The sequence below is a fragment of the Dyella silvatica genome (assembly GCF_026283955.1).
GTDB classification, from domain to species: Bacteria; Pseudomonadota; Gammaproteobacteria; order Xanthomonadales; family Rhodanobacteraceae; genus Dyella_C; species Dyella_C silvatica.
Genome location: NZ_JAPDPE010000083.1, coordinates 1 through 24359, shown reverse-complemented (window position 1 = coordinate 24359; position 24359 = coordinate 1). Strand labels below are relative to the sequence as shown.

General features: G+C 60.9%; 24 protein-coding genes and 1 pseudogene. 13 read left to right on the top strand and 12 right to left on the bottom strand.

From position 1 onward, the window contains the following. A partial coding sequence (locus tag OUZ52_RS15825; protein ID WP_266159491.1) for an efflux transporter outer membrane subunit occupies positions 1-1413 on the top strand: 1413 nt, incomplete at its 5' end. A 195-nt stretch (positions 1414-1608) separates the two neighbouring features. Beyond that, complete coding sequence (locus tag OUZ52_RS15820; protein WP_266159490.1) at positions 1609-4353, top strand: Ig-like domain-containing protein; 2745 nt, start codon at positions 1609-1611, stop codon at positions 4351-4353. A gap of 34 nt (positions 4354-4387) precedes the next feature. Here the strand turns inward: OUZ52_RS15820 and OUZ52_RS15815 are convergent, their stop codons facing one another. Next, a complete protein-coding gene (locus OUZ52_RS15815) occupies positions 4388-5038 on the bottom strand; it encodes a DedA family protein (RefSeq protein ID WP_266159489.1) in 651 nt (216 codons plus the stop codon). Between the two features lie 95 nt (positions 5039-5133). Further along, positions 5134-6870, bottom strand: coding sequence for a DNA primase (dnaG, locus tag OUZ52_RS15810; protein WP_266159487.1), 1737 nt, complete (start codon positions 6868-6870; stop codon positions 5134-5136). Between the two features lie 275 nt (positions 6871-7145). On the opposite strand from dnaG, the gene OUZ52_RS15805 reads away from it, so the two are divergent. Continuing rightward, the gene (locus OUZ52_RS15805; protein WP_266159486.1) at positions 7146-7442 is read left to right on the top strand and encodes a hypothetical protein; all 297 of its coding nucleotides are present in this window, start codon (positions 7146-7148) and stop codon (positions 7440-7442) included. 71 nt (positions 7443-7513) lie between these two features. Here OUZ52_RS15805 and OUZ52_RS15800 read toward each other — a convergent pair whose 3' ends face one another. Both OUZ52_RS15800 and rpsU read right to left on the bottom strand, forming a co-directional pair. After that, positions 7514-7960 (bottom strand): GatB/YqeY domain-containing protein, encoded by a 447-nt coding sequence (locus OUZ52_RS15800; protein ID WP_266159492.1) that lies wholly within the window; start codon positions 7958-7960, stop codon positions 7514-7516. A gap of 198 nt (positions 7961-8158) precedes the next feature. After that, the gene (rpsU, locus tag OUZ52_RS15795) at positions 8159-8374 is read right to left on the bottom strand and encodes a 30S ribosomal protein S21 (protein WP_055999514.1); all 216 of its coding nucleotides are present in this window, start codon (positions 8372-8374) and stop codon (positions 8159-8161) included. A 259-nt stretch (positions 8375-8633) separates the two neighbouring features. On the opposite strand from rpsU, the gene tsaD reads away from it, so the two are divergent. The 4 genes from tsaD (at position 8634) to OUZ52_RS15775 (ending at position 11607) form a co-directional block, all read left to right on the top strand. Beyond that, positions 8634-9698 (top strand): tRNA (adenosine(37)-N6)-threonylcarbamoyltransferase complex transferase subunit TsaD, encoded by a 1065-nt coding sequence (tsaD, locus tag OUZ52_RS15790; protein ID WP_266159485.1) that lies wholly within the window; start codon positions 8634-8636, stop codon positions 9696-9698. 62 nt (positions 9699-9760) lie between these two features. Next, the gene (folB, locus tag OUZ52_RS15785) at positions 9761-10117 is read left to right on the top strand and encodes a dihydroneopterin aldolase (RefSeq protein ID WP_266159484.1); all 357 of its coding nucleotides are present in this window, start codon (positions 9761-9763) and stop codon (positions 10115-10117) included. 8 nt (positions 10118-10125) lie between these two features. Next, complete coding sequence (gene folK / locus OUZ52_RS15780) at positions 10126-10617, top strand: 2-amino-4-hydroxy-6-hydroxymethyldihydropteridine diphosphokinase (RefSeq protein ID WP_266159483.1); 492 nt, start codon at positions 10126-10128, stop codon at positions 10615-10617. A gap of 132 nt (positions 10618-10749) precedes the next feature. Beyond that, positions 10750-11607, top strand: coding sequence for a DUF6159 family protein (locus OUZ52_RS15775; protein ID WP_266159482.1), 858 nt, complete (start codon positions 10750-10752; stop codon positions 11605-11607). Positions 11608-11656: 49 nt separating this feature from the next. Here OUZ52_RS15775 and OUZ52_RS15770 read toward each other — a convergent pair whose 3' ends face one another. Together OUZ52_RS15770 and OUZ52_RS15765 are read right to left on the bottom strand one after the other, a co-directional pair. Beyond that, positions 11657-12403 carry a pteridine reductase gene (locus OUZ52_RS15770; RefSeq protein ID WP_266159481.1) on the bottom strand — a complete coding sequence of 249 codons (747 nt, stop codon included), beginning with the start codon at positions 12401-12403 and terminating at the stop codon, positions 11657-11659. 107 nt (positions 12404-12510) lie between these two features. After that, on the bottom strand, positions 12511-13173 hold the full coding sequence (locus OUZ52_RS15765) for an EcsC family protein (protein WP_266159480.1): 663 nt from the start codon (positions 13171-13173) through the stop codon (positions 12511-12513). A gap of 248 nt (positions 13174-13421) precedes the next feature. Here OUZ52_RS15765 and OUZ52_RS15760 point away from each other — a divergent pair, with 248 nt between their 5' ends. Continuing rightward, on the top strand, positions 13422-15599 hold the full coding sequence (locus OUZ52_RS15760) for a TonB-dependent receptor (RefSeq protein WP_266159479.1): 2178 nt from the start codon (positions 13422-13424) through the stop codon (positions 15597-15599). A gap of 81 nt (positions 15600-15680) precedes the next feature. Here the strand turns inward: OUZ52_RS15760 and OUZ52_RS15755 are convergent, their stop codons facing one another. Then, the gene (locus OUZ52_RS15755; protein WP_266159478.1) at positions 15681-16175 is read right to left on the bottom strand and encodes a GAF domain-containing protein; all 495 of its coding nucleotides are present in this window, start codon (positions 16173-16175) and stop codon (positions 15681-15683) included. 68 nt (positions 16176-16243) lie between these two features. Between OUZ52_RS15755 and OUZ52_RS15750 the strand changes: the two genes are divergently transcribed. The 4 genes from OUZ52_RS15750 (at position 16244) to dcp (ending at position 20360) form a co-directional block, all read left to right on the top strand. Then, positions 16244-16936, top strand: coding sequence for a TMEM175 family protein (locus OUZ52_RS15750; RefSeq protein WP_266159477.1), 693 nt, complete (start codon positions 16244-16246; stop codon positions 16934-16936). Further along, positions 16933-17625 carry a dethiobiotin synthase gene (gene bioD, locus OUZ52_RS15745; protein WP_266159476.1) on the top strand — a complete coding sequence of 231 codons (693 nt, stop codon included), beginning with the start codon at positions 16933-16935 and terminating at the stop codon, positions 17623-17625. Before OUZ52_RS15750 ends, bioD begins: the two co-directional genes overlap by 4 nt. A gap of 89 nt (positions 17626-17714) precedes the next feature. After that, complete coding sequence (locus OUZ52_RS15740; protein WP_266159475.1) at positions 17715-18065, top strand: hypothetical protein; 351 nt, start codon at positions 17715-17717, stop codon at positions 18063-18065. Positions 18066-18170: 105 nt separating this feature from the next. Continuing rightward, positions 18171-20360: a peptidyl-dipeptidase Dcp gene (gene dcp / locus OUZ52_RS15735; RefSeq protein ID WP_266159474.1), complete on the top strand. Its 2190-nt coding sequence runs from the start codon at positions 18171-18173 to the stop codon at positions 20358-20360. An 89-nt stretch (positions 20361-20449) separates the two neighbouring features. Here dcp and OUZ52_RS15730 read toward each other — a convergent pair whose 3' ends face one another. The 4 genes from OUZ52_RS15730 to OUZ52_RS15715 all read right to left on the bottom strand — a co-directional run bounded on the left by OUZ52_RS15730 (position 20450) and on the right by OUZ52_RS15715 (position 23368). Continuing rightward, entirely contained in the window at positions 20450-21373 is a 924-nt protein-coding gene (locus OUZ52_RS15730) for a helix-turn-helix transcriptional regulator (protein WP_266159473.1), read from the bottom strand. A gap of 69 nt (positions 21374-21442) precedes the next feature. Further along, positions 21443-22237 (bottom strand): HvfC/BufC N-terminal domain-containing protein, encoded by a 795-nt coding sequence (locus OUZ52_RS15725; RefSeq protein WP_266159472.1) that lies wholly within the window; start codon positions 22235-22237, stop codon positions 21443-21445. Further along, entirely contained in the window at positions 22234-23046 is an 813-nt protein-coding gene (gene bufB, locus OUZ52_RS15720) for an MNIO family bufferin maturase (protein ID WP_266159471.1), read from the bottom strand. The genes OUZ52_RS15725 and bufB overlap by 4 nt, the downstream gene beginning before the upstream one ends. A 34-nt stretch (positions 23047-23080) precedes the next feature. Then, positions 23081-23368: a hypothetical protein gene (locus OUZ52_RS15715; protein WP_266159469.1), complete on the bottom strand. Its 288-nt coding sequence runs from the start codon at positions 23366-23368 to the stop codon at positions 23081-23083. 275 nt (positions 23369-23643) lie between these two features. On the opposite strand from OUZ52_RS15715, the gene OUZ52_RS15710 reads away from it, so the two are divergent. Then, a complete protein-coding gene (locus OUZ52_RS15710) occupies positions 23644-24105 on the top strand; it encodes a DoxX family protein (RefSeq protein ID WP_266159468.1) in 462 nt (153 codons plus the stop codon). 77 nt (positions 24106-24182) lie between these two features. Here OUZ52_RS15710 and OUZ52_RS15705 read toward each other — a convergent pair. Further along, positions 24183-24359: pseudogene (locus OUZ52_RS15705) on the bottom strand (glutamate--cysteine ligase); the annotation flags it as partial.

The following is a 24359-nucleotide window of genomic DNA, read 5'->3' as shown; positions in this document are numbered from 1 at the left end:
GCATTGCCGACCGTGACTGCAGCGGCAACGGGACAAGGCGGCGGTGCGCAGCACCTGGTCGAAGGTATGGATATTCCCGGCCAATGGTGGACGCTATTCCACTCCGAACCGCTCAATGCGCTGATCGAAGATGCGCTCAAGCACAACCCCGATACCGAGGCGGCGCAGGCTGCCTTGCGCGCGGCATGGGAGGGTGTGTACGTGCAGCGTGCCGCTTACATGCCGAGCGTCAGCCTTGGCTACAATCCGAGCCGGCAGCGCGTGGCCAAGCCGTTGGCTAGTCCGATCAATTCCGGCAAGAACCTGTACAGCGTGGCGACGGCGCAGGTCAATGTCAGCTACACGGCGGATCTGTGGGGCGGCAATCGCCGCCAGGTGGAGTCATTGGTGGCGCAGGCCGATTCGCAGCGCTTTCAGTTGGAGGCGGCGTATCTCACGCTGACGGCCAATCTGGTGAATGCGGCGATCGGCGAAGCGGCGTTGCGCGCGCAGATCGATGCCACGCAACGCATCATTGCCAGCCAGGAGACGATTCTGCGTTCGCTGCAACGGCAGCAGGTGCTGGGGCAGGCCGCGGATGCCGACGTGGCGGCGCAGGTGGCCTTGCTGGAACAAAACCGTGCCGCGCTGCCGGGTTTGGAGCAGCAACTGGCACAGCAGCGCGATGCGTTGGCCGCGTTGTGCGGGCGCCTGCCGGACGAGCGCATCGATGCGCAATTCGAATTGAAAGATCTGCAGCTGCCGCTGGAATTGCCGCTCAGCTTGCCTGCGGCCTTGGTCGAGCAACGGCCTGATGTGCGTACGGCGGACGCCCAGCTGCATGCGGCGAGTGCGCAGATCGGCGTGGCCATCGCCAACCGGCTGCCCAATCTGCAAATCACCGCCGCGCTTGGTAGCTCCGGTGTCACCAGCAGCATGGGCGAGCCCGGCAATCTGCAGCAGACCAGCAAGCTGTTCCAGGGCGGTAGCGCCTTCTGGACGCTTGGCGCGAATCTGGTTCAGCCCCTGCTCGATGGCGGCGCGCTCAAGCACAAACAACGCGCGGCCGAGGCGACCTTTGAGATGAGCGCCGCGCAATACCGCAGCACGGTGGTGAGTGCGGTGCAGGACGTGGCCGATACGTTGCATGCGATCCAGGGCGATGCCGCCACCTTGGCGGCAACCGCAAAGGCCGAGCGCGCAGCGGCACGCAGCCTGGAGATCGTGCAGCGCCAATTGGCCCTGGGCGATGTCAGCGAGATCGTGTCGCTCAATGCGCAGGTGACTTATCAGCAGGCGCTGATTGCCTTGGTGCAGGCACAGGCCAGCCGCTATTCCGATACCGCCGCGTTGTTCCAGGCGCTGGGTGGCGGTTGGTGGAATCGCAGCGATATCGAGGACAAGGCCATCGCGCAGAAGACGCCGTCGAAATAGCGCGGTGGCTTGAAGAGGCGATCGGGCAGGCGTTCTCGCCTGCCAGGTCGTGCTCGCCGCATAAACTTTCGATATCGCACAAAGGAATCTGTGCGTTTGGTCACCCGCAAGAAGTCGCTTAGTCATGACCCTGTCAGCTGGCACGGCGAAAGTGTGCCCGGGGGAATCCTTCGTATGAACTATGGAGGGGTATTCATGTTGCGGAAGACAATACGCGCAAGCCTTGTGCTTGCCAGTATGTTCACTGTGGGAGCAGTGTTTGCCGGTGCGCTACCGGATCACGAAGAATTTGAGGCAGCGTTGAATGTGCCGTTTCGGAGCGCGGGGGCGCGTCCGATCACCTTGCATTTCTCTTACCCCGGCGCCACGGCGGGAACGCCGGTGGCGTGGGAAGTTACGCTGCTGCGCGGCGATGGCAGTGTGTTGCGCGAGTGGCAGGGCCATAGCGCGATCAGCGCGGGTGGCACCAAGGCCCAACTGCAGTGGGACGGCCGCGATAGCAACGGGCAGGCCTTGAGCAGCGGTTACTACACCGTGCACATGCGGGCCATTGCGCTGGACAATGCAACCACCGCGCGCATCGGCACCGGCCTCACCGCCAATGCCTTGCAGCAAGCCAAGGCGCATGCGCCAGAGTTGATCGAAGAGCAAAGCTATGACGTGCTGGCGGGTGCCGTCGCTGCGCCGAAAATGCCGGCGTTCGTCGCCTTGCGCCGTCACGGCGAAAGCGTGGCGACGCGCTCGATGGCGCAAGCCCAGTCGGTCGGTGTCAGCGGCTTGCCGTACACGATTTACTACGGTGACCTGCACAGCCAGACCAATCACAGCGATGGCGGCGGCGATGTATCCACCTGCCACGATGCGCAGCCGCCGCAAAGCGGTGCGTATGGGCCGGCCGATGCGTATCAGTACGCAGCGAATGAAGGCTTGGATATCTTGATGACATCCGAGCACAACCATATGTACGACGGCTCGACCGGCACCAACACCTCGGCCAACCCGACCACTGCGCACAATCTCTTTCAGTCCGGGTTACAGGCGGCGAATACCTTCAACGCGGCGCATTCCAACTTTCTGGCTATTTACGGCCTGGAATGGGGTGTCATCAGCAATGGCGGTCATCTCAATATCTTCAACACGCCGAGCTTGCTGGAATGGGAATACAACAGCTCGGGTCAGCTGATTGGCGATATTTTTACCGCCAAGAGCGACTACGGCTCGCTGTATACCTTGATGAAGACGAATGGCTGGGTTGGCCAGTTCAATCATCCGGCCAGCAGTGGGCAGTTCAACGTCAACTCCACCGATCTGGGTTATAGCGCCGATGGCGACCAGGTGATGGCGTTGGCCGAAGTGTTGAACAGCTCGGCGTTTTCCAACAACACCAGCGAAACCGAAACCAGCCGCACCAGCTACGAGCCGGCGTTCAATATTCTGTTGACGCGCGGCTATCACGTGGCGCCGAGTTCCGATCAGGACAACCACTGCGCCAACTGGGGTGCCAGCTACACCAACCGCACTGGTGTGCTGATTCCCAATGGCACCACGTTGAGCTTGAGCAGCTTCCTCGATGCGGTGCGCGCACGCCGCGTGTTCGCCACCGAGGACAAGACCGGGCAAGTGGTGCTTACCGCGAACGGTAACCTGATGGGTCAGCGCTTTAATAACTCCGGCCCGCTGACCTTGACCGTCAACTACGCCAGCAGCGCCGGCCACACCGCACAGCGTGTGCAGGTGTTTGAAGGCGTGCCGGGCGCCAATGGCAGCGTGACGCAAACCTCGACGACGGCAACCACCACGATTACTCCGGCAACCGGCGATCATTTTTACTACGCCAAGATCACCCAGGAAGACGGCAATCGCCTGTGGTCCGCGCCGGTATGGGTGACCCAGGGCAGCGGTGGCGGCGATACCACGCCACCGACGGTGAGCGCCGCGGAGAGCGGGACGTCGGGCACGATTAGCTTGTCAGCGAATGCCACGGACAACGTGGGCGTGACTCGGGTCGAGTTCTATGTCGACAACGCGCTCAATGCCACGTTGACTGCAGCGCCGTACCAGACGACGCTGGACTCCACCACGTTGAGCAACGGTACCCACACCCTCGTCGCCAAGGCTTATGACGCGGCCGGTAACGTAGGCACCAGTACCTCGGTGAACTTCAGCATCGCCAACAGCACGGGTGGCGACACCACGCCGCCGACGGTAAGCGCCGCGGAAAGTGGCACGTCGGGCACGATTAGCTTGTCGGCGAATGCGACGGACAACGTGGGCGTGACCAAGGTCGAGTTCTACGTCGACAACGGCTTGACGGGGACGCTGACCGCCACGCCATATCAGATGACCCTGGACTCAACCACCTTGGCCGATGGCTCGCACAGTCTGCTTGCCAAAGCCTACGACGCCGCCGGCAATGTCGGCACCAGCAGCACGGTGAGCTTCAGCGTCTCCAACGGTGGCGGTACCGGCGGTGGTACGGAGCTGATCCAGAACGGCGGTTTTGAAAGCGGTACGGCGTCATGGACGGCCAGCAACACCAGCATCATTTCCAATGGTTCCGGTGAGTCGGCGCATAGCGGCAGCTGGTATGCCTGGCTTGATGGCTACGGCAGCACGCATACCGATTACATCCGCCAGAAGATCACCATCCCGGCAAGCGCGAAGAAAGTGACCTTGGATTTCTTCCTGCATATCGATACCGCCGAGACTACGACGACGGCCACCAACGATACGTTGAGTGCCCAGGTGCTCGATGCCAGCAACAAGTACACGACGCTGGCGACCTGGTCCAATCTCGATGCCAGCAGCGGTTATGTCGAACATACGGTGGATCTGAGCGCCTATGCCGGGCAGACCATCCAGGTCAATTTCTACGGCAAGGAAAACTCCTCCAAGCAGACCTCGTTCGTTATCGACGATGTCAGTGTGAAGGTGCAATAAGCATGACGACAGGAGGCCGCTGGCGGCCTCCTGTCTATGCCTCGGTGTTGGGATCCGCGCTTGGCGTGTTCCCGGCGGCGGTGACGCGACGATGATGGCGCCACCACAGCACCAGTACGCTTAGCAAGACGATGCCGCCCAGCACCCACAGGCTGCTCTGGCCGCGGCGTATCCACATCACCAGCCATTCGTGATTGTCGGCACCGAAGTAGCCCAGGTACACCCAGAACGGCACGCTGATCAGCGCAGCAAAACCATCGAGCAGAAAGAAGCGTAAAAACGAAACCCGATGAGTGGTGCCCGCGGTGATGTAAACGGCGGTGCGCATGCCTGGCAGGAAGCGCGCGAAAAACATCAGCCGGTTGCCATAGCGCTCGAATTTTTCCTGCACTTTGGCGTAGCGGGCGGGGGTGAGCAGCCGGGCGACCAGGCGCCATTGCAGACTGCGGGCACCGTAATGGTGACCGAGCAGAAACATGCCGGCATCGCCCAGCAACACGCCGACCATGGATACCGCGAACATCACATGGACGTTGGCGTAACCGAGGCCGGCGATAACGCCGCCAGCGACCAGGGTGACATCTTCGGGCAGCGGGATGCCGGCGCCGCACAGAATAAGTGCGATGAAAACCGAGGCGTAGCCGTTCTCGGCGAACAGCGTGACGAGTCGCTCAAGCAGATCCATCTACGTCCATACCTGTCATGCCTATGCCTGGCGCTGAAAACGGTGGAGCATCATCCCACAGACTTGTCTTGCCCTGTTGTTCGTGCACTGCGGCATCAGGCACTGGGGGCACGCGGCCCGCGTGCCGCCAGCAGTTCGCGCAGTTCCGCCTTTTCGGCGCTATCGAGCGGGCCCTGGCTCATTTTGATCTGCAAGGCGACCCGGCGTAGCGCGGTCGCCTGTTGTTCCATCCGGGTGAGGGCGTCGAAGAATTCGATGCGCTGCGTCTCCGGTTCGCCCACCACCGTCACCGCGATCAGCTTTTGCAGGGCCGGATACTCTGGCCGTTCGGCATAGTGCTCGATCAGCAGCGCCGGGTTGATGCCGGGCCGTGCCCGTGCCTGATCCAGCAGTTCGGCGAGCAGGCCGATGCCGGGTTTATCCAGGCTCAGAAAACGGTAGGGGCGCTCCACTTCGTCGGCCAGCCCGGGTTGCGCCAGCAGCAGGGCAATGGCGCTGCGCACCAGGCTGCGTTGGGGGGCGCCGGCCGGGCGTGGCGCGGTGTGCTGGGGCGCGGGTTCGGCCGCCAGGATGGCGCGGGCACCGCTGCGTTTTTCCAGCTCTTGCGCCATCAGGTCGCGAAAGGCGCCATCAGGCAATTTCGCAATATGCGGGCGGGCGCGCTCGGCCAGCCGTGCACGCCCGTCGAGGCTGCCCATTTCGACATCGTGCGAGAGTTCGCCAAAGAAATATTCGGACAGTGGCGTGGCTGCTTTGAGCCGCTTTTCGAAGCCTTCTTTGCCTTCTTTGCGGATCAGGCTGTCGGGGTCTTCGCCATCGGGCAGAAACAGGAAGTAGGCCTGACGCCCGTCGCGCAGTCGCGGCAACGCCGATTCCAGCGCCTTCCAGGCGGCGGCGCGGCCGGCGCGGTCACCGTCGAAGCAGAACACCACATCGGGCGCGGCACGGAACAATACCTCGGTATGTTCCGGCGTGGTGGCCGTACCCAGGGTAGCCACGGCGATCGGCAGCCCGGCCTGGTGCAGGGCGATCACGTCCATATAGCCTTCGACCACGACGATACGCGGCAGGCTCGGATTGGCCTGTTTCACCTGCCACATGGCGAACAGTTCGCGGCCTTTGTGGAACAGCGGGGTCTCGGGCGAATTGAGGTATTTAGGTGCCTGGTCGGCCTGCAATACGCGGCCACCGAAGGCGATGACGCGGCCACGGCGGTCGAGAATCGGAAACATCAGGCGTTCGCGGAAGCGATCGTATTTGCGGCCTTGTTCGCTGCTGGCGACCATGCCGGCTTCGTTGAGCAATTGCAGGCGCCGCTCACTGCCGCCCAGCGATTTGATCACCCCGTCATAACCGGCCGGTGCCCAGCCAATGTGCAAGCGCCGGATGGTTTCCGCATCCAACCCGCGTTTCTTGCAATACGCCTGCGCGTCGGTATGGCCGGGCAGCTCGTTTTCGTACCACTGCGCGGCGGCATCGAGCAGGGCGTAGAGGTCGGTTTTGTCCTCGCGCGGCGCTGCCTCGTTGCCGCCTTCGCGCGGCACTTTCAGGCCGACGGACTGCGCCAGCTCTTCGACCGCATCAGGAAACTCCAGCCGCTCGTAATCCATCAAGAACTTGATTGCACTGCCATGCGCGCCGCAGCCAAAGCAATGGAAGAACTGCTTGGTCGGGCTGACATAGAACGAAGGCGTGCGCTCGTTGTGGAACGGGCAGCAGGCGGTCCATTCGCGGCCGGCCTTTTTTAACGGCACGCGCCGCTCGATCACATCGACGATGTCGACGCGAACCAGTAGTTCGTCGATGAAGCTATCGGGGATACGACCGCGCATAAGTACGCCAGTTTAAACGGTAGAGCCTGTTCGAAGTGTCCCCGTGGCTTGCGCCGAGAGCTGTTTGCGCGCAGGACCAAGGAAGCAAGAGGGAGTGTACGTCGGTACACGAGCGAATAATGACGCGGCCATGCCAGCCCAAAGGGTTGGCGTTGATCGAGCGCCTGATGGCTGAGGGGGCGGGTGCCGGATCATCGTCGGATGGAGCGCCGTCTGGATTGACCCTCATCGGTCGGCCCGGCAAGCTGCGCGGCTCTGATAGCGGGAGCCCCACGATGCTGTTAACCATGCTGATGCTGCGTTCGCAGCGTTCCATCGTGCGGAGTTTTGAGCAAGCCGGTGCGATCGACGGCGCCAGCGCGCGCAGCCCCGAGCAGCTCGGCGTGAGGGCGGGCATGGCCTGGTATCAGCTGGTGGGGTTGGCGGTGCTGCGCTGCCCTGGCGAGGGTCGCTATTACCTGGATCGTGCGAATTGGCTGCGACTGCGTCAACGGCGGCGAAAAACCGCGTTGATCGTCGGCCTGGCGTTGCTCATCCTGTTAGCGGCGCTGGTCGCGTGGCGGCTACGTTGAACTCTGCGCTGGCGATCTGAGGCGGGTCCTTCATGCCCGCCCTCCCCCTGGCGGGAGAGGGCGGCGAGGGTTTAACCCGCCAGCTTGGTTTTGATCCGGCCTGAAACCACGCCCATGTCGGCGCGGCCGGCGGCTTTTTCTTTGACCAGGGCGACCACCTTGCCCATGTCGCGCGGCGAATTGGCGCCGGTCTCGGCGATGGCTGCGTCGATCAGTGCTTCGATCTCAGCCTCGTTGAGCTTGGTTGGCAGATAGGTTTCGATCACCACCATTTCGGCCCGCTCGATGTCGGACAGATCGGTGCGGTTGGCGGCATCGAACTGGCTGATCGAGTCTTTGCGCTGTTTGAGCATCTTTTCCAGCGTGGCCAGGATCTGCACGTCATCAAGTTCGATGCGCTCATCCACTTCACGCTGCTTGATGGCGGCCAGCATCAGCCGGACTACCGCCAGCTTGTGCTTGTCGCCGCCGCGCATGGCGGTCTTCATGTCTTCGGTGAGCTGGTGCTTGAGCGTCATCATGTTTCTCCGTGAATCCAAAGATCAAGGCACGAAAAAGACCGGCGTTATCCCGTAAGGACAACACCGGTCGATGGTACCCGTGTGCTTGCGGTGGCTGCGAGGGCCCGCGCCAACCGTGTATCCAAGGCGCAGCAACATGAGTGCTGCGCACGGCCTGTCATAAGGCCCCGCGAGGGGCCTGACAAGCTCGGAAACTCAGTACATCCGGGTCTTGCGGGAGACGTCGCGCGACAGACGGCGCAGGTGACGCTTCACCGCAGCAGCGCGCTTACGCTTGCGCTCTTGGGTCGGCTTTTCGTAGAACTCGCGCTTGCGCGTTTCGGCGAGAACGCCGGCTTTTTCGCAGGTGCGCTTGAAACGGCGCAGGGCAAGCTCGAACGGTTCGTTCTCGCGAACTTTTACGCTGGGCATGGAAACTCCGAGTGATAAACCTGCCCGCAGAATCGGGCGAGCCGCGAAGTATAGCCGCAAGACGGGGCTACTTTCAAAGCGAATTTAGTGACCGGGAGGGTGGGCGGCACCTGCGTGGGCGCGAACCTCGGGTGGCAAGGTAAGCTTGCCGCGGTCGAAAAGCCAGCTTCCAGCTAGGTTTGGACTCTCGCAGGTGAGTCTGGGCCTACTTTCAGCCCTTGTATTTCATTCGCCATACATCGCCCTTATCTGGTAACGCATGTCCACTTTTATTGTGACCAAGCCGGTTCTCGGTATCGAAACCTCGTGTGATGAGACCGGGGTGGCCCTGCTGCGCTGGGAGCCGGGCCAGCCAGGTCGTGGCTTGCTTGCCCATACGCTTTACAGCCAGATCAAGCTGCATGCGCAATACGGTGGCGTGGTGCCGGAGCTGGCCAGCCGCGACCATGTGCGCAAGCTGCTGCCGCTGGTGCGCGAGGCCCTGGCCGAGGCCGGCATGACGCCGCAGGACCTGGGCGGCGTGGCTTATACCGCCGGCCCGGGCCTGGTCGGTGCCTTGCTGGTGGGTGCGGCGGCGGCGCGGGCGATGGCCTGGGCGCTGGGGGTGCCGGCCATTGGCATCCACCATATGGAGGGTCATTTGCTGGCGCCGCTGCTGGAGGACGATCCGCCGGCAGCGCCTTTTGTCGCCTTGCTGGTCTCCGGTGGTCATTCGATGCTGGTCGAGGTCAAGGCGATCGGCGAGTACCGGATACTCGGAGATACCCTGGATGACGCGGCCGGCGAGGCTTTCGACAAGACCGCCAAATTGATGGGCTTGCCTTATCCCGGGGGCCCGGAGCTGGCACGGCTGGCAGAGCAGGGACGCCCGGGCGCGTTTCGTTTTTCCCGCCCGATGACCGACCGGCCGGGCCTGGATTTCAGCTTTTCGGGATTGAAAACGCAGGTGTTGCTGGCCTGGCGGCAATCCGATCAAAGCGAGCAGACGCGCGCCGATATTGCGCGCGCTTTCGAGGATGCGGTGGTCGATACCCTGATCATCAAGTGCCGCCGCGCCTTGGAGGCCAGCGGTGCGCGGCAACTGGTGATTGCCGGTGGCGTCGGCGCCAACAAGCGCTTGCGTTTCGCCTTGTCCGAGGCGGCGGCGAAGGACGGCTTCCGGGTGTATTTTCCGCGCCTTGAGTTCTGTACCGATAACGGCGCGATGATTGCGCTGGCCGGTGCCATCCGCTTGGCCGGTGGTCAGCAGCAGGACGAGACGGTGCAGGTCTTTCCGCGCTGGGACCTGCAAGGTTTGCGGCCAGCGGCGGAAACCCCGCTTTAGGCAAGCGCTAAAAACGCGATAACCTGCGCGACTCTTCTGCTTACCCCGATTCACGGCTGCCCATGGACATCGTTTTCATTGAAGACCTGCGTATCGATACCGTCATCGGTATTTATGACTGGGAGCGGCGCGTGCGCCAGACCTTGTCGTTCGATATCGAGATGGCGTTCGACAACACGCGTCCTGCGGCTACCGACGATATTGCCGACACGCTGAACTACAAAGATGTTTCCAAGCGGCTGATCGACTACGTCGGCGCTTCCAGTTTTGGCTTGGTGGAGACCTTGGCTGAGCGTTGCGCGGCGATTATTCGCGAAGAGTTTGGGGTAGCGTGGGTGCGGCTGAAATTGTCCAAGCCCGGCGCGGTGCGTGGTGCGCATGCGGTGGGTGTGCGCATCGAGCGCGGCACGCGGTGGTAAGCACCGAGATGGCACGTGTCTACTTGAGCCTCGGCTCCAATACCGAGCCACGGCGTTACCTGCGGGCAGCGCTGGATGAGCTGCGTTTGCACTTTGGCGCGCTGGATGTATCACCGGCTTATCGCAGTCAATCGGTGGGTTTTGACGGCGCGGATTTTGTCAATCTGGCCGTGGGTCTGGATACCGCGATGGCGCCGGAAGCATTGAACGACTGGCTGCATGCGCTTGAAGACCGTCATGGCCGCCGCCGCGATGTACCGCGTTTTTCCGATCGCACATTGGATATCGACATCGTTTTGTATGACGACCTGGTGCGGCAAGGCGAAGGTCATCTGGATATCCCGCGCAAAGAGCTTAAGCACGCCTTTGTGTTGCGGCCGATCGCCGATATCGCGCCGGATCTTCGCCATCCGGTCAGTGGCTTGAGCATGGCGGCGCTGTGGGCGGCGTTTCCGGTGGGCAGCGAGCCTCTGACGCTCGAGTCGTTGGAGTCGAACTAAGCGTTGGTCGACCCTGCTGCCTGGCAGGCAGAAGCCTGCGGGCTGGGCGGGCTCAGATGCCGCTTCGCACTATCGCCAGTGACGGGCGAGTGTTAGAAAGTACGCCTCATTATCAATGGACGGGGCAGGGGCATGGCAGGCAAGTTTTCGCGTAGTTGGGGGCTGGTGAAAGCGAGTGCGGGCGTATTGCGCGCGGACAAATCGTTGCTGGCCTTTCCGTTGCTGTCCGGATTGTGCAGCTTGCTGGTCGCGGCGAGTTTTCTGATCCCGATCGGCGTATTGATGATCGGCGCTGAACGTGCCGGCAGTCGTTATGAACATGGCTTGCCGCCGCTGGCTTATGTCGCGTTGTTCGCGTTTTATCTGCTGCAGTACTTCGTCATCATTTTCTTCAACACGGCCTTGGCTGGGGCGGCATTGCAACGCTTGCGCGGCGAGCCGACCAGTTTCGCCAACGGCTTTGCCGTGGCCAGATCGCGTGCCGGCAGCATTCTCGGCTACGCGTTGATTTCCGCCACCGTAGGTTTGTTTCTGCGTGCCTTGCAAGAGCGATTCGGATTGATCGGCCGACTGGTCATCGGTTTGCTGGGCCTGGCCTGGACAGTGGCTACTTTTCTGGTGGTGCCGGTGCTGGCCAGCCAGGACGTCGGTCCGGTCGATGCGGTCAAGCGCAGCGTGGAGCTGCTCAAGCGCACCTGGGGCGAAAACCTGATCGGCAGCGCCGGTATCGGCGTGGTGTTTGGCTTGCTGACGTTTTTCGCCTTGCTGGTTTCGGCCGGGCTGGTCGCCGGTGCGATGGCCATGCAGTCTGCAATTGCATTAGTCGCCGCCGTGGCCGTAGTGGTGGTCGGGCTTACCGCTCTCGGCTTGATCCAGGCGTCGCTGCAGGGCATCTATGCGGCGGCGCTATACCGTTACGCGGAAGAAGGTCAGGCCGGCGGCGGCTTCGACCAGGCCTTGCTGGAACAGGCTTTCAAGCCGAAGAAGTGATGCTGTGCGCCGCCCCTGCCGTCTTGTGAGGGAGGCTTTGAACGGGCTCTTACACCGATAGCGTGCGGCCACCATCGACGCGAATGATTTGCCCGGTGACAAACGGCGCATCGCGCAACAACCACAGCACGGCGCCGGCCACGTCTTCGGCTGAGCCGGCACGATGCAGGGGCGTTCTTGCCAGCATCGCTTGTTGGTCGTCGTAAGGCTTGCCGTCGCTGGGCCACATGACTGCGCCGGGGGCAACGCCGTTAACGCGCACGGTCGGTCCGAGGTCGAGCGCCAGCGAACGGGTCATGGCGGCCAGGGCAGCCTTGGCCATGCAATACAGCGGATGTTCGGCCAGGGGGCGTTCGGCGTAGATATCGACCAGGTTGACGATGGCGCCATGCGCTTCACGCAGCGCAGGCAAGGCGGCCTGGGTGAGAAAAAACGGTGCCTGCGCGTTCGAGGCAAATAGCTCGTTCCACTGCGCGGGCGTGGCGCTGCCCAAGGGGGTTGGATAGAACGCGGAGGCGTTGTTGACCAGGGCGTCGAGCCGGCCGTAATGCGCGGTGATGGCGCCGATCAAGCTGGGCAGGTGCTCCAGCTCGGCCAACTCGGCCTGCACGCATAGCGTGCTGTGTGGGCGCCAGCGTTCCAGTTCGGCGGCCAGTACCTGTGTTTCACTGGCCGCATGACGATAGTGCAGGGCGAGGTCATAGCCGGCCGAGTGCAGGCAGCGCGCGATCACCGCGCCAACGCGTTTGCCTGCGCCGGTAATCAGCGCGACGGGACGTTCATGGCGTGGATGCATGTGGTGCTCCTGCGTAAAGTGATGCTTTCCGCAGCTTGCCGTAAACGTCGGGTTACGTCATCTGGGGAGGCTGCAGCGACTACGACATGACCCATGTGATGAAGGGATCAATGTGTTGACGGCGGCGTATCGGCTTCCACGGATTCATTGAATGATGCATCAGGCGTTTCGATATCGATGCGGCCACTGAACATCGCGATCGCCGTCTTGGCGACTTGCCGTGTGTCGTAGTGAGCATATGCGCCTACGCCGAGCGCACCGGCAACCGGCAGCCAGCGTGCCACGCCTTTGCCGATGACCTTTTGCGAGACCTTGATGCCGATGGTTTTCGCGACGCGCTCAAGCACGGTATAGGACATGCGCCGAAACAACAGGCGGTCGCCCATGCGTACGACCAGGTCGCGAAAAGCCTGCGCCGCGGTGTGGCGAAACAGGCACCACAGCATTTGCTCGCGCCCCAGCTCGGCGTGTTTGCCATAAGCCGCGGCGATGTCGCTGACCATCTGCGCCTGGATTTTCCAGATCACGATCAACTCTGGCAGCAAGGTCATCCAGCCGAGCGGGCCGGGTGGCAAGGCCAGCGAGCCGGCAGTCAACGCGGCGCGCTGCGCAGCGCGGCTGGCCAGGCGGCGTGCTTCGTGATCGGGGTCTTTGCTGTTGCCGATATGGCTGTCGGGACTGCGGCTGACAAAATCGAGAATGGCTTGCGTCACGCGGTTTTGTTGCAGGGGCGAAATGACCGCGGGGAGCTGGTTGGCGTTTTCACTCATGGCGATACCGAATAGGGCAGCAGGGCTGCTGCCGATGTAAGCCAGTCTATGAGGTACAGGTGAAGCGGGTCTGAGGACGTGACGGCCAGGTCGCGTGTGCCGCCTGGACGTCCAGACATCCATGTCATCGCAATATATTGCGATTCGTAGCATGACTTATGGCGCAGGCATTGAGGCATGGTTTAATGGGAATGTTATAACGTATCAATAATGCCTCGCGCCTCTACTCACCTTCCCGGATTTTGATCATGAAACTGTCTTTGCTTGCCTTGAGCCTTGCCGCCGCGTTGAGTGCGATGCCGGTGTATGCCACCGATGGCTCTACCACGGACAACAGTACCGACGTGGATACGACCGGGGCGGCGACGAGCAATGGCGGTACCCGCAACAAGCCGCCGGCCAAGGTGAAAGACCTCGGCAGCATCGATGTCACCGCGGCCCTGGATCGCGCGCGTAATGCGTTGTCACCGGACACTGGCAGCAGCCAGTACGTGATCGATCAGAAGGCGATTGCGGCGCTGCCGCTGGGTGATTCCACACCGTTGAACCAGGTGTTGTTGCAAGCGCCGGGTGTGGTGCAAGACTCCTATGGCGGCATGCATGTGCGTGGCGATCACGCGAATCTGCAGTACCGCATCAACGGCGTGATCATCCCGGAATCGATCTCGGGTTTTGGCCAGACCCTGGATGCACGCACGATCCAGAACGTTAAATTGCTCGATGGCGCACTGCCGGCGCAGTACGGCCTGCGCACGGCGGCGGTGGTGGATATCACCACCAAGAGCGCGAGCGCCCTGGGTAACGGCGGCAGCGTAGGCATCACCGGCGGCTCGTTCGGCACGCTTAATCCGAATGCGTCCGTATGGGGTAGCAGTGGCCCGTGGAGTGGGTTCTTTACCGCCAACTACATGGAAAACGATGTCGGTATCGAGAATCCGACCGGCAGCCGCAAGCCGATTCACGACCACACGAATCAGGTGAAAGGCTTTGGCGATATCACCTACCTGATCAATAACGACACCCGTTTGAGTTTTCTCTTTGGTGTAAGTAACAACCGTTTCCAGATTCCGAACCGGCCGGGCCTGACACCGCAGTTCGGCTATCTCGATACGGTCACCTTCGACTCCTCCAAACTCAACGAGCAGCAGCGCGAGAATACCCGTTTCGGCATGCTTGCCTTGCAGGGCAAGTTCGGTAAGACCGACTACCAAGTATCGGTCGGCCAGCGTTACACCAGCCTCAATTTTTCGCCGGACCCGATTGGCGACCTGATGTTCACCGGCGTGGCTTCAACCGTTTCGCGCAACAATCGCGCCAGCATCCTGCAGGCAGATTTTGCTACTCCGCTAGGTGACAGCAATACGCTGCGCTACGGTGTTTACGGCAGTTTCGAGCATGCGAGCAGCGGCAACAATTCATCGGTGTTCCCGCTCGATATCAATGGCAATCCCACGACAACGCCGATCAATATCATCGACAACAATCGGATTACCGCAAAGACCTGGTCTGCTTATGTGCAGGACGAGTGGAGCATTGGCGACAAATGGACGGTGAACTACGGCGTACGTGGCGATAAGTACACCCTGGCGCGCACCGAAAGTCAGCTTAGCCCGCGCCTGGGTGTGGTCTATCAGGCCACCGATAGCACCACGATACATGCCGGCTATTCGCGCTATTTCACCCCGCCGGCGACGGAGATGATCACCACCACCAGCATTTCCAAATTCGACGGCACGACCAATGCCGTGTCCAATCCGGGCAACGCGACACCGTTGGCTGAGCGCTCGGATTACTTCGATGCGGGCATCGCGCAGAATTTCGGTTCATCGCTGACCCTGGGTCTGGATGCCTACTACCGGAAGGCTAAGCGCTTGCAGGACGAAGGGCAATTCGGCTCGGCGCTGATCTATAGCACTTTCAACTACGGCCTGGGCCATGTTGGCGGCGTCGAATTCACCGCGAACTACGATGAGGGCCCGGTCTCGGCTTACTTCAACTTTGCCTACAACCGCTCGATGGGCAAGAAAGTCATCACCAGCCAGTACAACTTCGGGGTGGATGAACTGGCTTATATCGCCAATAACTATATTCATCTCGACCACGATCAGACCTACACCTCGTCCGGCGGTATCAGCTATGCCATCACCAGCGATACCAAGGTCGGCGCCGATTACATTTTCGGCAGTGGCCTGCGCCGAAATGGCTCAGTGCCGAATGGCGATTCGATGCCGGATTACTTCCAGCTCAATCTCAGTGTGTCGCATGATTTCAACTTCGAAAGCACCGGCAAACTGCATACTCAGCTCGCCGTGATCAATGCCCTGGATCGCACCTACCAGCTGCGTGACGGTACGGGCGTGGGCGTCGGCGCACCGCAATTCGGCCCCCGTCGCGGCGTGTACCTCAGCGTGCAAAAAGATTTCTAAAGCGCAAGGCTGATATCGCCTTTTCACTCCACTCCCCATGGCCAGCTTGCCTGGGGAGTGGAGCTGGCCCAGCCGCTCGCCTTAGCTTTTCAGCGTCGCCATGAATACGGCGCACAGCGCTTCCATGCCCGCCCGGTCGTCTTCGTCGAAGCGTGCAACCCGTGGGCTGTCCACATCCCATACACCGAACAGCGAGCCGTCGGCTTTTACCAGCGGCACGACGATTTCGGAGTTCGACGCTGCATCGCAGGCAATGTGTCCATCGAATTCGTGCACATCGCGAACCAACTGGGTCTGCCGCGATTGTGCGGCGGTGCCGCAAACGCCGCGGCCCATGGCGATACGAATGCAGGCAGGTTTACCCTGAAAGGGCCCTACGACCAGTTCGCTGCCGTCGTACAGATAAAAGCCGGCCCAGTTCAGGTCAGGCAGGCTATGGAATAGCAGCGCCGAGAAATTCGCCGCATTGGCAATGACGTCGTGTTCGCCGGCGAGCAATCCTTGCGCTTGCTCCCGCAAATCGGCATAGAGTTCGCGTTTGCTGCCGATGCCAGGCGATTTCAATTCAAAGCTCATGGGCTGGGCTGCATCTTGTATGGATGGAAAGCCCGTATTATGCGCCGGTCACCGGGGGAGAGCGCAGCATGAGTTTGATCGAGCAACGTGAGGGTATCGAGGCGGGGCGGCTGGATATGTTTGTGGACGGCGCCTTTGCGTTCACTTTGACCTTGCTGGCGATTGCCGGAGCGGCGATTCCGCGTGATCTGAACATGCTTTTGCATGCGCTGGGCGGGATTCCCGCCTTCGCTTGCAGCTTCGCGCAGATTTCGTTGTTTTGGTATGCCCATGTGCACTGGCGGGTTCATTGCCAGCTCGCTGACCGCAGCAGCTTGATACTTTCGCTGGTGCTGGTGTTCTTCGCGCTGATTTTCGTCTATCCGCTGCACATGGTGTTCGCCAGTCTTTTCAGCTTCATCAGCAATGGTGCCTTGCCCAGTGATTTTCAGGCGCAGACGGCCGATGAGATGAAGGGTGTCTTCATTTGTTACGGTGCGGCTTATACGTGTATGGCCACCACGCTGGCGCTGTTGTATCGGCATGGTGCGCGAAATGCGCTGCACATGGGTCACGCCATCCGTAACGAGGCACGTGTTTCGACGATGGTATGGGCCAGTGGCGCGGCGGTCGGGTTGATTTCAATCATGGTGGCGTTGCTGATTCCTCCGCACGGGTCCAGCCAGTTGTTGTTATTGCCGGGCTGTTGCTACTTCCTGTTGTTCCTGGCGCGCTTTCCATTGAGGGCTTATCGTCATCGTCTGGAGCAGGTGAGCTCTTGAGCGGGTCGGCTGTTTTCATCGCCGGTACCGATACCGGTATCGGCAAGACCCACGCGGCCTGCACGCTGTTGCATGCCTTGCGCGCTGCTGGATACGTCGCCAATGGCATGAAGCCGGTGGCCAGCGGTTGCATCGACTCGCCGGATGGCTTGCGCAATGAAGATGCCCTGGCGCTACAAGCGGCAAGCCGTGCCTTGCTGCCGTATGCGCTGATTAATCCGGTGGCGTTGCGTGCGCCGTTGTCGCCGCATCTTGCGGCGGCGCGTGAGAACGTGGAAATCAGCTTGCCGCCATTGCGTACCGCGTTCGATGCCTTGCAGGCCCGTTCCGAGATCGTGGTCGTCGAAGGCGTGGGCGGCTGGCTGGTGCCATTGACGCCGCACCTGTTCGCCGCCGATATCGCGCGGCAATGGCAGTTGCCGGTGATCCTGGTGGTCGGGCTGCGCCTGGGTTGCCTCAGTCATGCCCTGCTTAGCGCAAGGGCGATTGTGGCGGATGGCTGCCAACTGATCGGCTGGATCGGCAATCGGATCGATCCAAACATGGAGGCGGTGGATGAGAATCTGGCTAGCCTGCGTAGCCTGTTGCCTGCACCGTGCCTGGGCGTGCTGCCTTATGGTGTGGCGCCTGCAGATGCCGCGGGCCAACTTGCCGCAGCGGCTGCCTGCTTGCACGAAATATCGCCATGATGGACTGTATCTATTCATCAAGACCTAGGTAGTCGAAGGCTCGGCATAAGCGAGGCCGAGAAGATTCGCCGCAACGACAGGAGGCAGTGATGACCCCGCGTTACCATTATTTTCTTTCGATTGCCGATCTGGCTCATGCGCGTGGCAGTGAGCCGACGCTGAGCTATGACGGCGCCGGCCCGAATGATTTTGCCGCCGCCTTGCAGGAAGCCCTGCGCAGTCCCAGTCTTTTTGAACGTTGGCGCTTGATGCAGCCTGAGCCCGATGAGGTGGATAAGGCACTGGGTGTCACCGATGCCAATGCGCAGGCGAGTGCGAAAGTCGACGATTTGCGTATCGAGGTGGATCTCATCACCAGCCTGCCGATGAGCGTGGTGCGTCCACGTTTGAATTGGCTGATTGGATCTGCCTGGCAGCTGCGTGACATGCGCTCGGCCTGAGCTTTTTGACTTCCGGCCCTTGGAAGAACGTGCCGGGTGTGGTTAAAGTCGAGAACTATTATTTGCCCCATCCCCTGCGGGATGCCTACTTTCAAGGGATCTTCCATGCTCCGTCTCCGCACCCTGGTGATTGCCTCTTCGATTGCGCTTGGCGCTTGTTCGCAGTCATCCAATGACGCGGCCAAGCCGGCCGCAGCGCCCGCGCCGGCCAGCACCGCCGCCGCGCCAAGTGCCGAGGCTACCGCCAGCAATCCGTTCTTCGTGGCGAGCACGCTGCCGTTTCAGGCGCCGCCGTTCGACAAGATCAAAGAGGCCGACTACCAGCCGGCCATCGAAGAAGGCATGAAGCAGCATTTGGCCGAGATCGAGAAGATCGCCGACAACCCTGAGCCTGCGACCTTTGAGAACACCTTCGTCGCGATGGAGAAGTCGGGTGCCCTGCTGAAGCGCGTCAATCATGCGTTCGACGGCGTGACCGGTGCGAATACCAGCGATTTGCTGCAAAAGGTGCAGGAAGAGGAGGCGCCGAAACAGGCCGCGCACCAAGACGCCATCATGTTGAACAGCAAGCTGTTTCAGCGCGTCGAGTCGGTCTATAACCAGCGCGATTCGCTCAAGCTCGATCCAGAGTCGCTGCGCTTGGTCGAGGTGACCTACAAGAACTTCGTGCGCGCCGGCGCCAAGCTGTCCGATGCCGACAAGACCAAGCTGAAAGAACTGAACAAAGAAGAGTCCACGCTCAGCACCGAATTCACCAACAAGCTGCTCGCCGCGACCAAGGATGCCGCGCTGGTGGTGGATGACAAGAGCAAGCTGGCCGGTCTCTCCGATGCCGATCTCACCGCGGCCGAGCAGGCCGGTAAAGACCGCAAGCTGGATGGCAAATGGGTGTTGTCGTTGCAAAACACCACGCAGCAGCCCGAGCTGCAAAGCCTGACCGATCGCAGCACCCGTGAAGCGCTGTTCAAGGCATCGTGGGGGCGCGCTGAAAAGGGCGACGCGAATGACACGCGCGCGCTGATTTCACGCCTAGCGCAATTGCGCGCAGAGCGCGCCAAGCTGATCGGTTTCCCCAGCTTTGCCGCGTGGACGCTGGAAGATCAGATGGCGAAAACGCCGGATGCGGCGATCAAATTCATGGAGAACCTGGTGCCGGCCGCGACGGCGCGGGCACGCAGCGAGGCGAAAGATATCCAGGCGGCGATCGATCAGCAGAAGGGCGGTTTCAAGGTGGAGGCCTGGGATTGGCCGATTTATGCCGAACAGGTGCGCAAGGCCAAATACGATCTGGATGAAACGCAGATCAAACCGTATTTCGAGCTGGATAATGTGCTCAAGAATGGCGTGTTCTTCGCCGCCAACCAGCTCTACGGCCTGACCTTCAAGGAGCGCAACGATATCCCGGTGTATCAGCCGGATGTTCGGGTGTTCGAAGTGTTCGATAAAGACGGCACCTCGATCGCATTGTTCTATTGCGATTATTTCAAGCGCGACAATAAGAACGGTGGCGCCTGGATGAGCAACTTTGTCGATCAGTCCAAGCTAATGGGCACCAAGCCGGTGATCTACAACGTCGCCAACTTCACCAAGCCAGCGGCGGGTCAGCCGGCGCTGCTGTCGTTCGGCGATGTCGTGACCATGTTCCACGAGTTCGGTCATGGCTTGCATGGCATTTTTGCCGATTCGCAGTATCCGAGTTTGTCCGGTACGGCGACGGCACGCGACTTTGTCGAATTTCCGTCTCAGTTCAACGAGCACTGGGCGAGCGACCCCAAGGTTTTCGCCAACTACGCCAAGCATTACCAAACCCACGAGCCGATGCCGCAAGCCCTGGTCGACAAAATCAAGAAAGCGTCGACGTTCAACAAGGGCTACGACATGACCGAGCTGCTCGCCGCAGCGCTGCTCGACATGAACTGGCATAGCCTGAGTGCCGATGCGCCCAAGCAGGACGCGGATACGTTTGAAACCGATGCGTTGAAAAAAGACAAGCTCGATCTGAGCTATGTGCCGCCGCGTTACCGCTCCAGCTATTTCCAGCACATCTGGGGTAACGACTACGCCGCCGGCTACTACGCTTACCTGTGGACGCAGATGTTGTCGGATGACAGCTTCGAATGGTTCAAAGAGCACGGTGGCCTGACTCGCGACAACGGTGATCGCTTCCGTGCCTTGATTCTTTCGCGCGGCAATACAGTGGATCTGAGCAAGCTTTACCACGACTGGCGCGGCAAAGAGCCGGTGGTCGAGCCGATGCTTATCGACCGTGGCCTGAAAGAAGCACCGAAGCACTAAGGCTTAACCCGCCTCCCCTTGCAGGTATCTGCAGGGGGAGGCAGTGCGCCCAGCTTCTTGCGGCAAGGCCTTTGAGGCTAGGAGTTGATTCAATTCAATACCCGGCACTCATCCATCTCGGTCCGGACACGGCCTGGACTGATGCCGCTGACACGTTTGAATAGACGCCTGAATGCGGCTTCGCTGGCATAGCCAAGCTGCTCGGCGATAGCGGCCACGGATAGTTGTCGATCGCGCAGTAGCTGTTCGGCGACGCTTACCCGCCACTGGGTGACGTATTGCATCGGCGGCATTTTCATCAAGCGAGTGAAGCGTTCGGCAAAGGCCGAGCGCGACATGCAGGCGCGCGAAGCCATCGCTTGCATGGTCCAGGCATGGCCGGGGTTTTCATGCACTGCGTGCAGTACTTTGCAGATGCGCGTGTCGGTGATGGCGGCGAACAGGCCGCGGCGCTCGGTGGTGCGGCTGGCGTAGTCGCAGATGGCCAGGGTAAACAAGGTGTCGGCCAGCTTGTTCAACAGCAATTGCCGCCCCGAGACCGCCGAATGAGCAATGCCTATCATCATGCTCGACAGTTGCCGAAAGGTATCGCTGGCTTCGCTGGCGCGCACCACAAAGCAGGCCGGCAGTGCCTGGCTCAATGGATGTTGGGTGCTGGTGGAGAAGTGCAATTCGCCGCAGATCAACGTGCTGGTATCGGCATGATTCGCGTGTGATCGGTTATCGATACTCAAGCGATGCGAGTCGCCATGCGCAAGCACGACCATGTCGCCGACTTCCAGGTGTAGCGCGCTTTCGAGTAAGGAACTCTCGACGGTGTAATTGCCCGCGCCGACCAAGTGAAATAGCCCACACGAGTCATGGGTTTCGTTGTGAAGCCAGGGGCCGGGTTGATGCCGCTCAGTAAGCACATCGACTCGCAGCATGGTTTGGTTCAATAGCGATTCGAGCGCGGGTTCGACGAAGGCTGGCTGTACACCGCTAACCGAGGCGGCTGTGTGCTCAATAAACATTGGGGATCCCCCGTCGAGAGTGGCTCTGTAAAGCTATTCGCCGACTGCGGGGGGATAGTTACACGGTCACTATGAATCGTGGGTGGATTCAAGCCGATAGGCGCTGATCAGGCCGGCCTCCAGCCAATGCCTGAGCAGGGTGGTCATTCGTGGCATGGCTTGGTTTGGATCGTGGTACTCCGCCAGGAGCTCACATAACGAGGTGAAGGATTCCTCGCGCAGGGCGGCGTTCAAGAGCGGTCGTTCATCTTCACTGAGCACGCGGTAACGCACGGTCAGTTCTTGCCGCCATACCAGCAGGTGGCGTGGCCGTGGGTATCTGCGCAAGTGCGGCCGCGGGGCGGCCTGGTCGGCGGCGCGACGAAACGTGTCCACATTGCAGGTGACCGGCAAGATCTGCAGGTGGCTTTGCGGAACCAGGCAAAGACCAGCCCAGGCCTCGGCCGGCACTCCCGCCAGGTCGGTGGCGCTGATGACGGGTTCGTCCGCGGCATCGAATGCGCTGGAAATAGCCCAGTCCAGGCGTGCCATCTCGGCTAGCGCGGGTTTGTCGCGCCATAGCCGGCTGAACTCCAGGAACGCGGCCAGGCCGGCACCGTGCCAGCGAATGTTGTAGTGCGCCGATGGATGCGCTTCGACATAGCTGTCGAGCAGATGCCCGAAGCGTCGGCCTGCCATCAGTCGCAGGCCGGGAAACTCGATGGCCAGGGCGTCGCGCAATCGAATACGGTAGCCATGCCGATAGACATCCAGTCGGGTGGCCGGGTCGGCCAGCGCGTCGCCGCGCAGCTCCGGCAATTTAGGCGTCTTGTCGGCAAGTACCGCTTGCAGCAGGCGCTGCTGAAGTGCCTGCAAGCTGCTCATGCGGCACGCTGCAACAAGGGTGCGGCCAGTGCGCGGGCATGCTCAAGTTCGGCCAGCAGCTCGGCTAACGGCGGGATGTGGTCATCGCGTTCGATCATCGTCGACACGTGGCCGTAGCGCTTCACCGCTTCGATGTAGAGATCCCAAACCGCATGGGCGACGGGTGCGTCATGGGTGTCGATGATGAGTGCGCCACCGTGTTCATGACCGGCCAGATGAAATTGCTGTACGCGTTGCGCGGGGATGCCGTCCAGATAATCCAGCGGCGAGAAACCGTGATTGCGCGCACTGACATAGATGTTGTTGATATCGAGCAGGATCAGGCAATCGGCACGTTCGGCGACAGCGGCAAGAAACTGCCACTCGGTCAGCTGCGAATCGGCGAAGCTGATATAGCTGGAAACGTTTTCCAGCAGAATGCGCTCGACCACATGCGCCAGTGCCTCTTCGGTGTAAGGCAGTGGCATGAGATCGTGCAAGTTGATGCCTTGCACACCGGTCCAGCACAAATGATCGGAAACCCAGGCCGGTTCGATATGCCGCGCCAGCGCGGCAAGTCGGGCGAGATAGTCCTCATCCAGCGGATCGGCGCTGCCGATCGACATGGATACGCCATGCATGGCCAACGGAAAGCGTTCGCGGAATCGCTCCAGCCAGACCAGTGGACGCCCGCCGGGTACCAGGTAGTTTTCGGAGACAATCTCCAGCCACTCGACGTTGCCGGGTTGCTCGAGCAAGGTTTCGTAGTGCTCCACGCGCAGGCCCAGCCCGTAGCCGAGATAGGGTGGTCGGTGAGGTTTGGTTTCCATGTTCATAAGTGGGGCGGGGTGCTTCGGCAACCGGCTAAAACACCCCGCTGGTCACCTTAAGAGGCTTTCTTTGCGTCAGCGACGGCGGCGTCGCAAGACTGCTGGTCTTTCTGCATCGTGAAGCCCTGGCCCTTGCAGGCGTTCTGGCCTTTGCTTGCTTACATGCGCCATGGCCTTTACAGGACGATGAGTTCATGCACTTGACCTCGGCCGAGCTCCCTTTGTCCATCTTGTCGGCCGGAGTGGCGGACAGAGCGGTCACAGCGAACAGACCGGCCACCATGACGGCCATGGCGCCACCGTTGAGCTTATTCATCTTCATATCTGATTCCTTTTGGGTCGTGGAAGCCGCTATGGAATGCGGAGTGAGCATGTCTTGCCAGCCTTCGCTATATGGGTGTGAAGACTAGTGTCGACGATGAGAGTCTGACCGGCCTGATACGCGCTGACTGCATCTGTGCATCCCGCTTTTATGCCTGATCGTCCGGTGTCCGCCGGGTCTGGACGTGGAGCAAGAAAGCATGGACGCACGACCATGGTGGACAGGCGCCGGTCACTTGCATGATGCGATCACCATCATTTCATAGGTCGCATCAAATGCGTCAGATACTCGCGGCAACGGCCTCGCGCCTACTCGACATGCTTTATACCGGACGTTGGATCGGCCCCTTGGTATTGCGCTTGGGGTTCGGTTATTTCTGGCTGGAGACCGGCATCGGCAAGGTGCATAACCTGGATGGCTTTACCCAGCGTTTTGTCGGCTGGGGCGTGCCGTTGCCCGCGTTCAGCGCCACCGTGTCGGCATGGACCGATTTGCTTGGCGGGCTGTTGCTGATGTTGGGCCTGTTCACCCGGCTGATCTGTGTGCCGATGATCATCAACATGATAGTGGCGATTACGCTGGTGGTTTCAGCCAGCCTGTCGGGCCTTGATGACTACGTCGAGACCAACGAGGTGCTGTATATCCTGATCTTCTTCTGGCTGCTGGTGGCCGGGCCGGGCAAGGTCAGCGTAGATACTTTGCTGGCACGTTGGTTAGGCATTCGCGTGCCCGGCTGAGGCCATAAGCCATGGCGCCTGCGCCGACATCTTCGCCCGCGGGCAGAAGGTGTCGGCGCAGGCGTTTGTCATCGGGCTTAGTAGGCGAATTCGCGAAACACCGGATCGACGCTGCCGCCCCATGCGCCATGGAACAGCTCCAGCTTGCGCTCGGCCGGGGTTTGATTGGCCTCGGCGATTTCGATCAAGGGTTCGAGAAACAGGCTTTCGTCCGCGCCATGGCGATTGAGGCGTGCGCGGCGCTTAAGGCCATG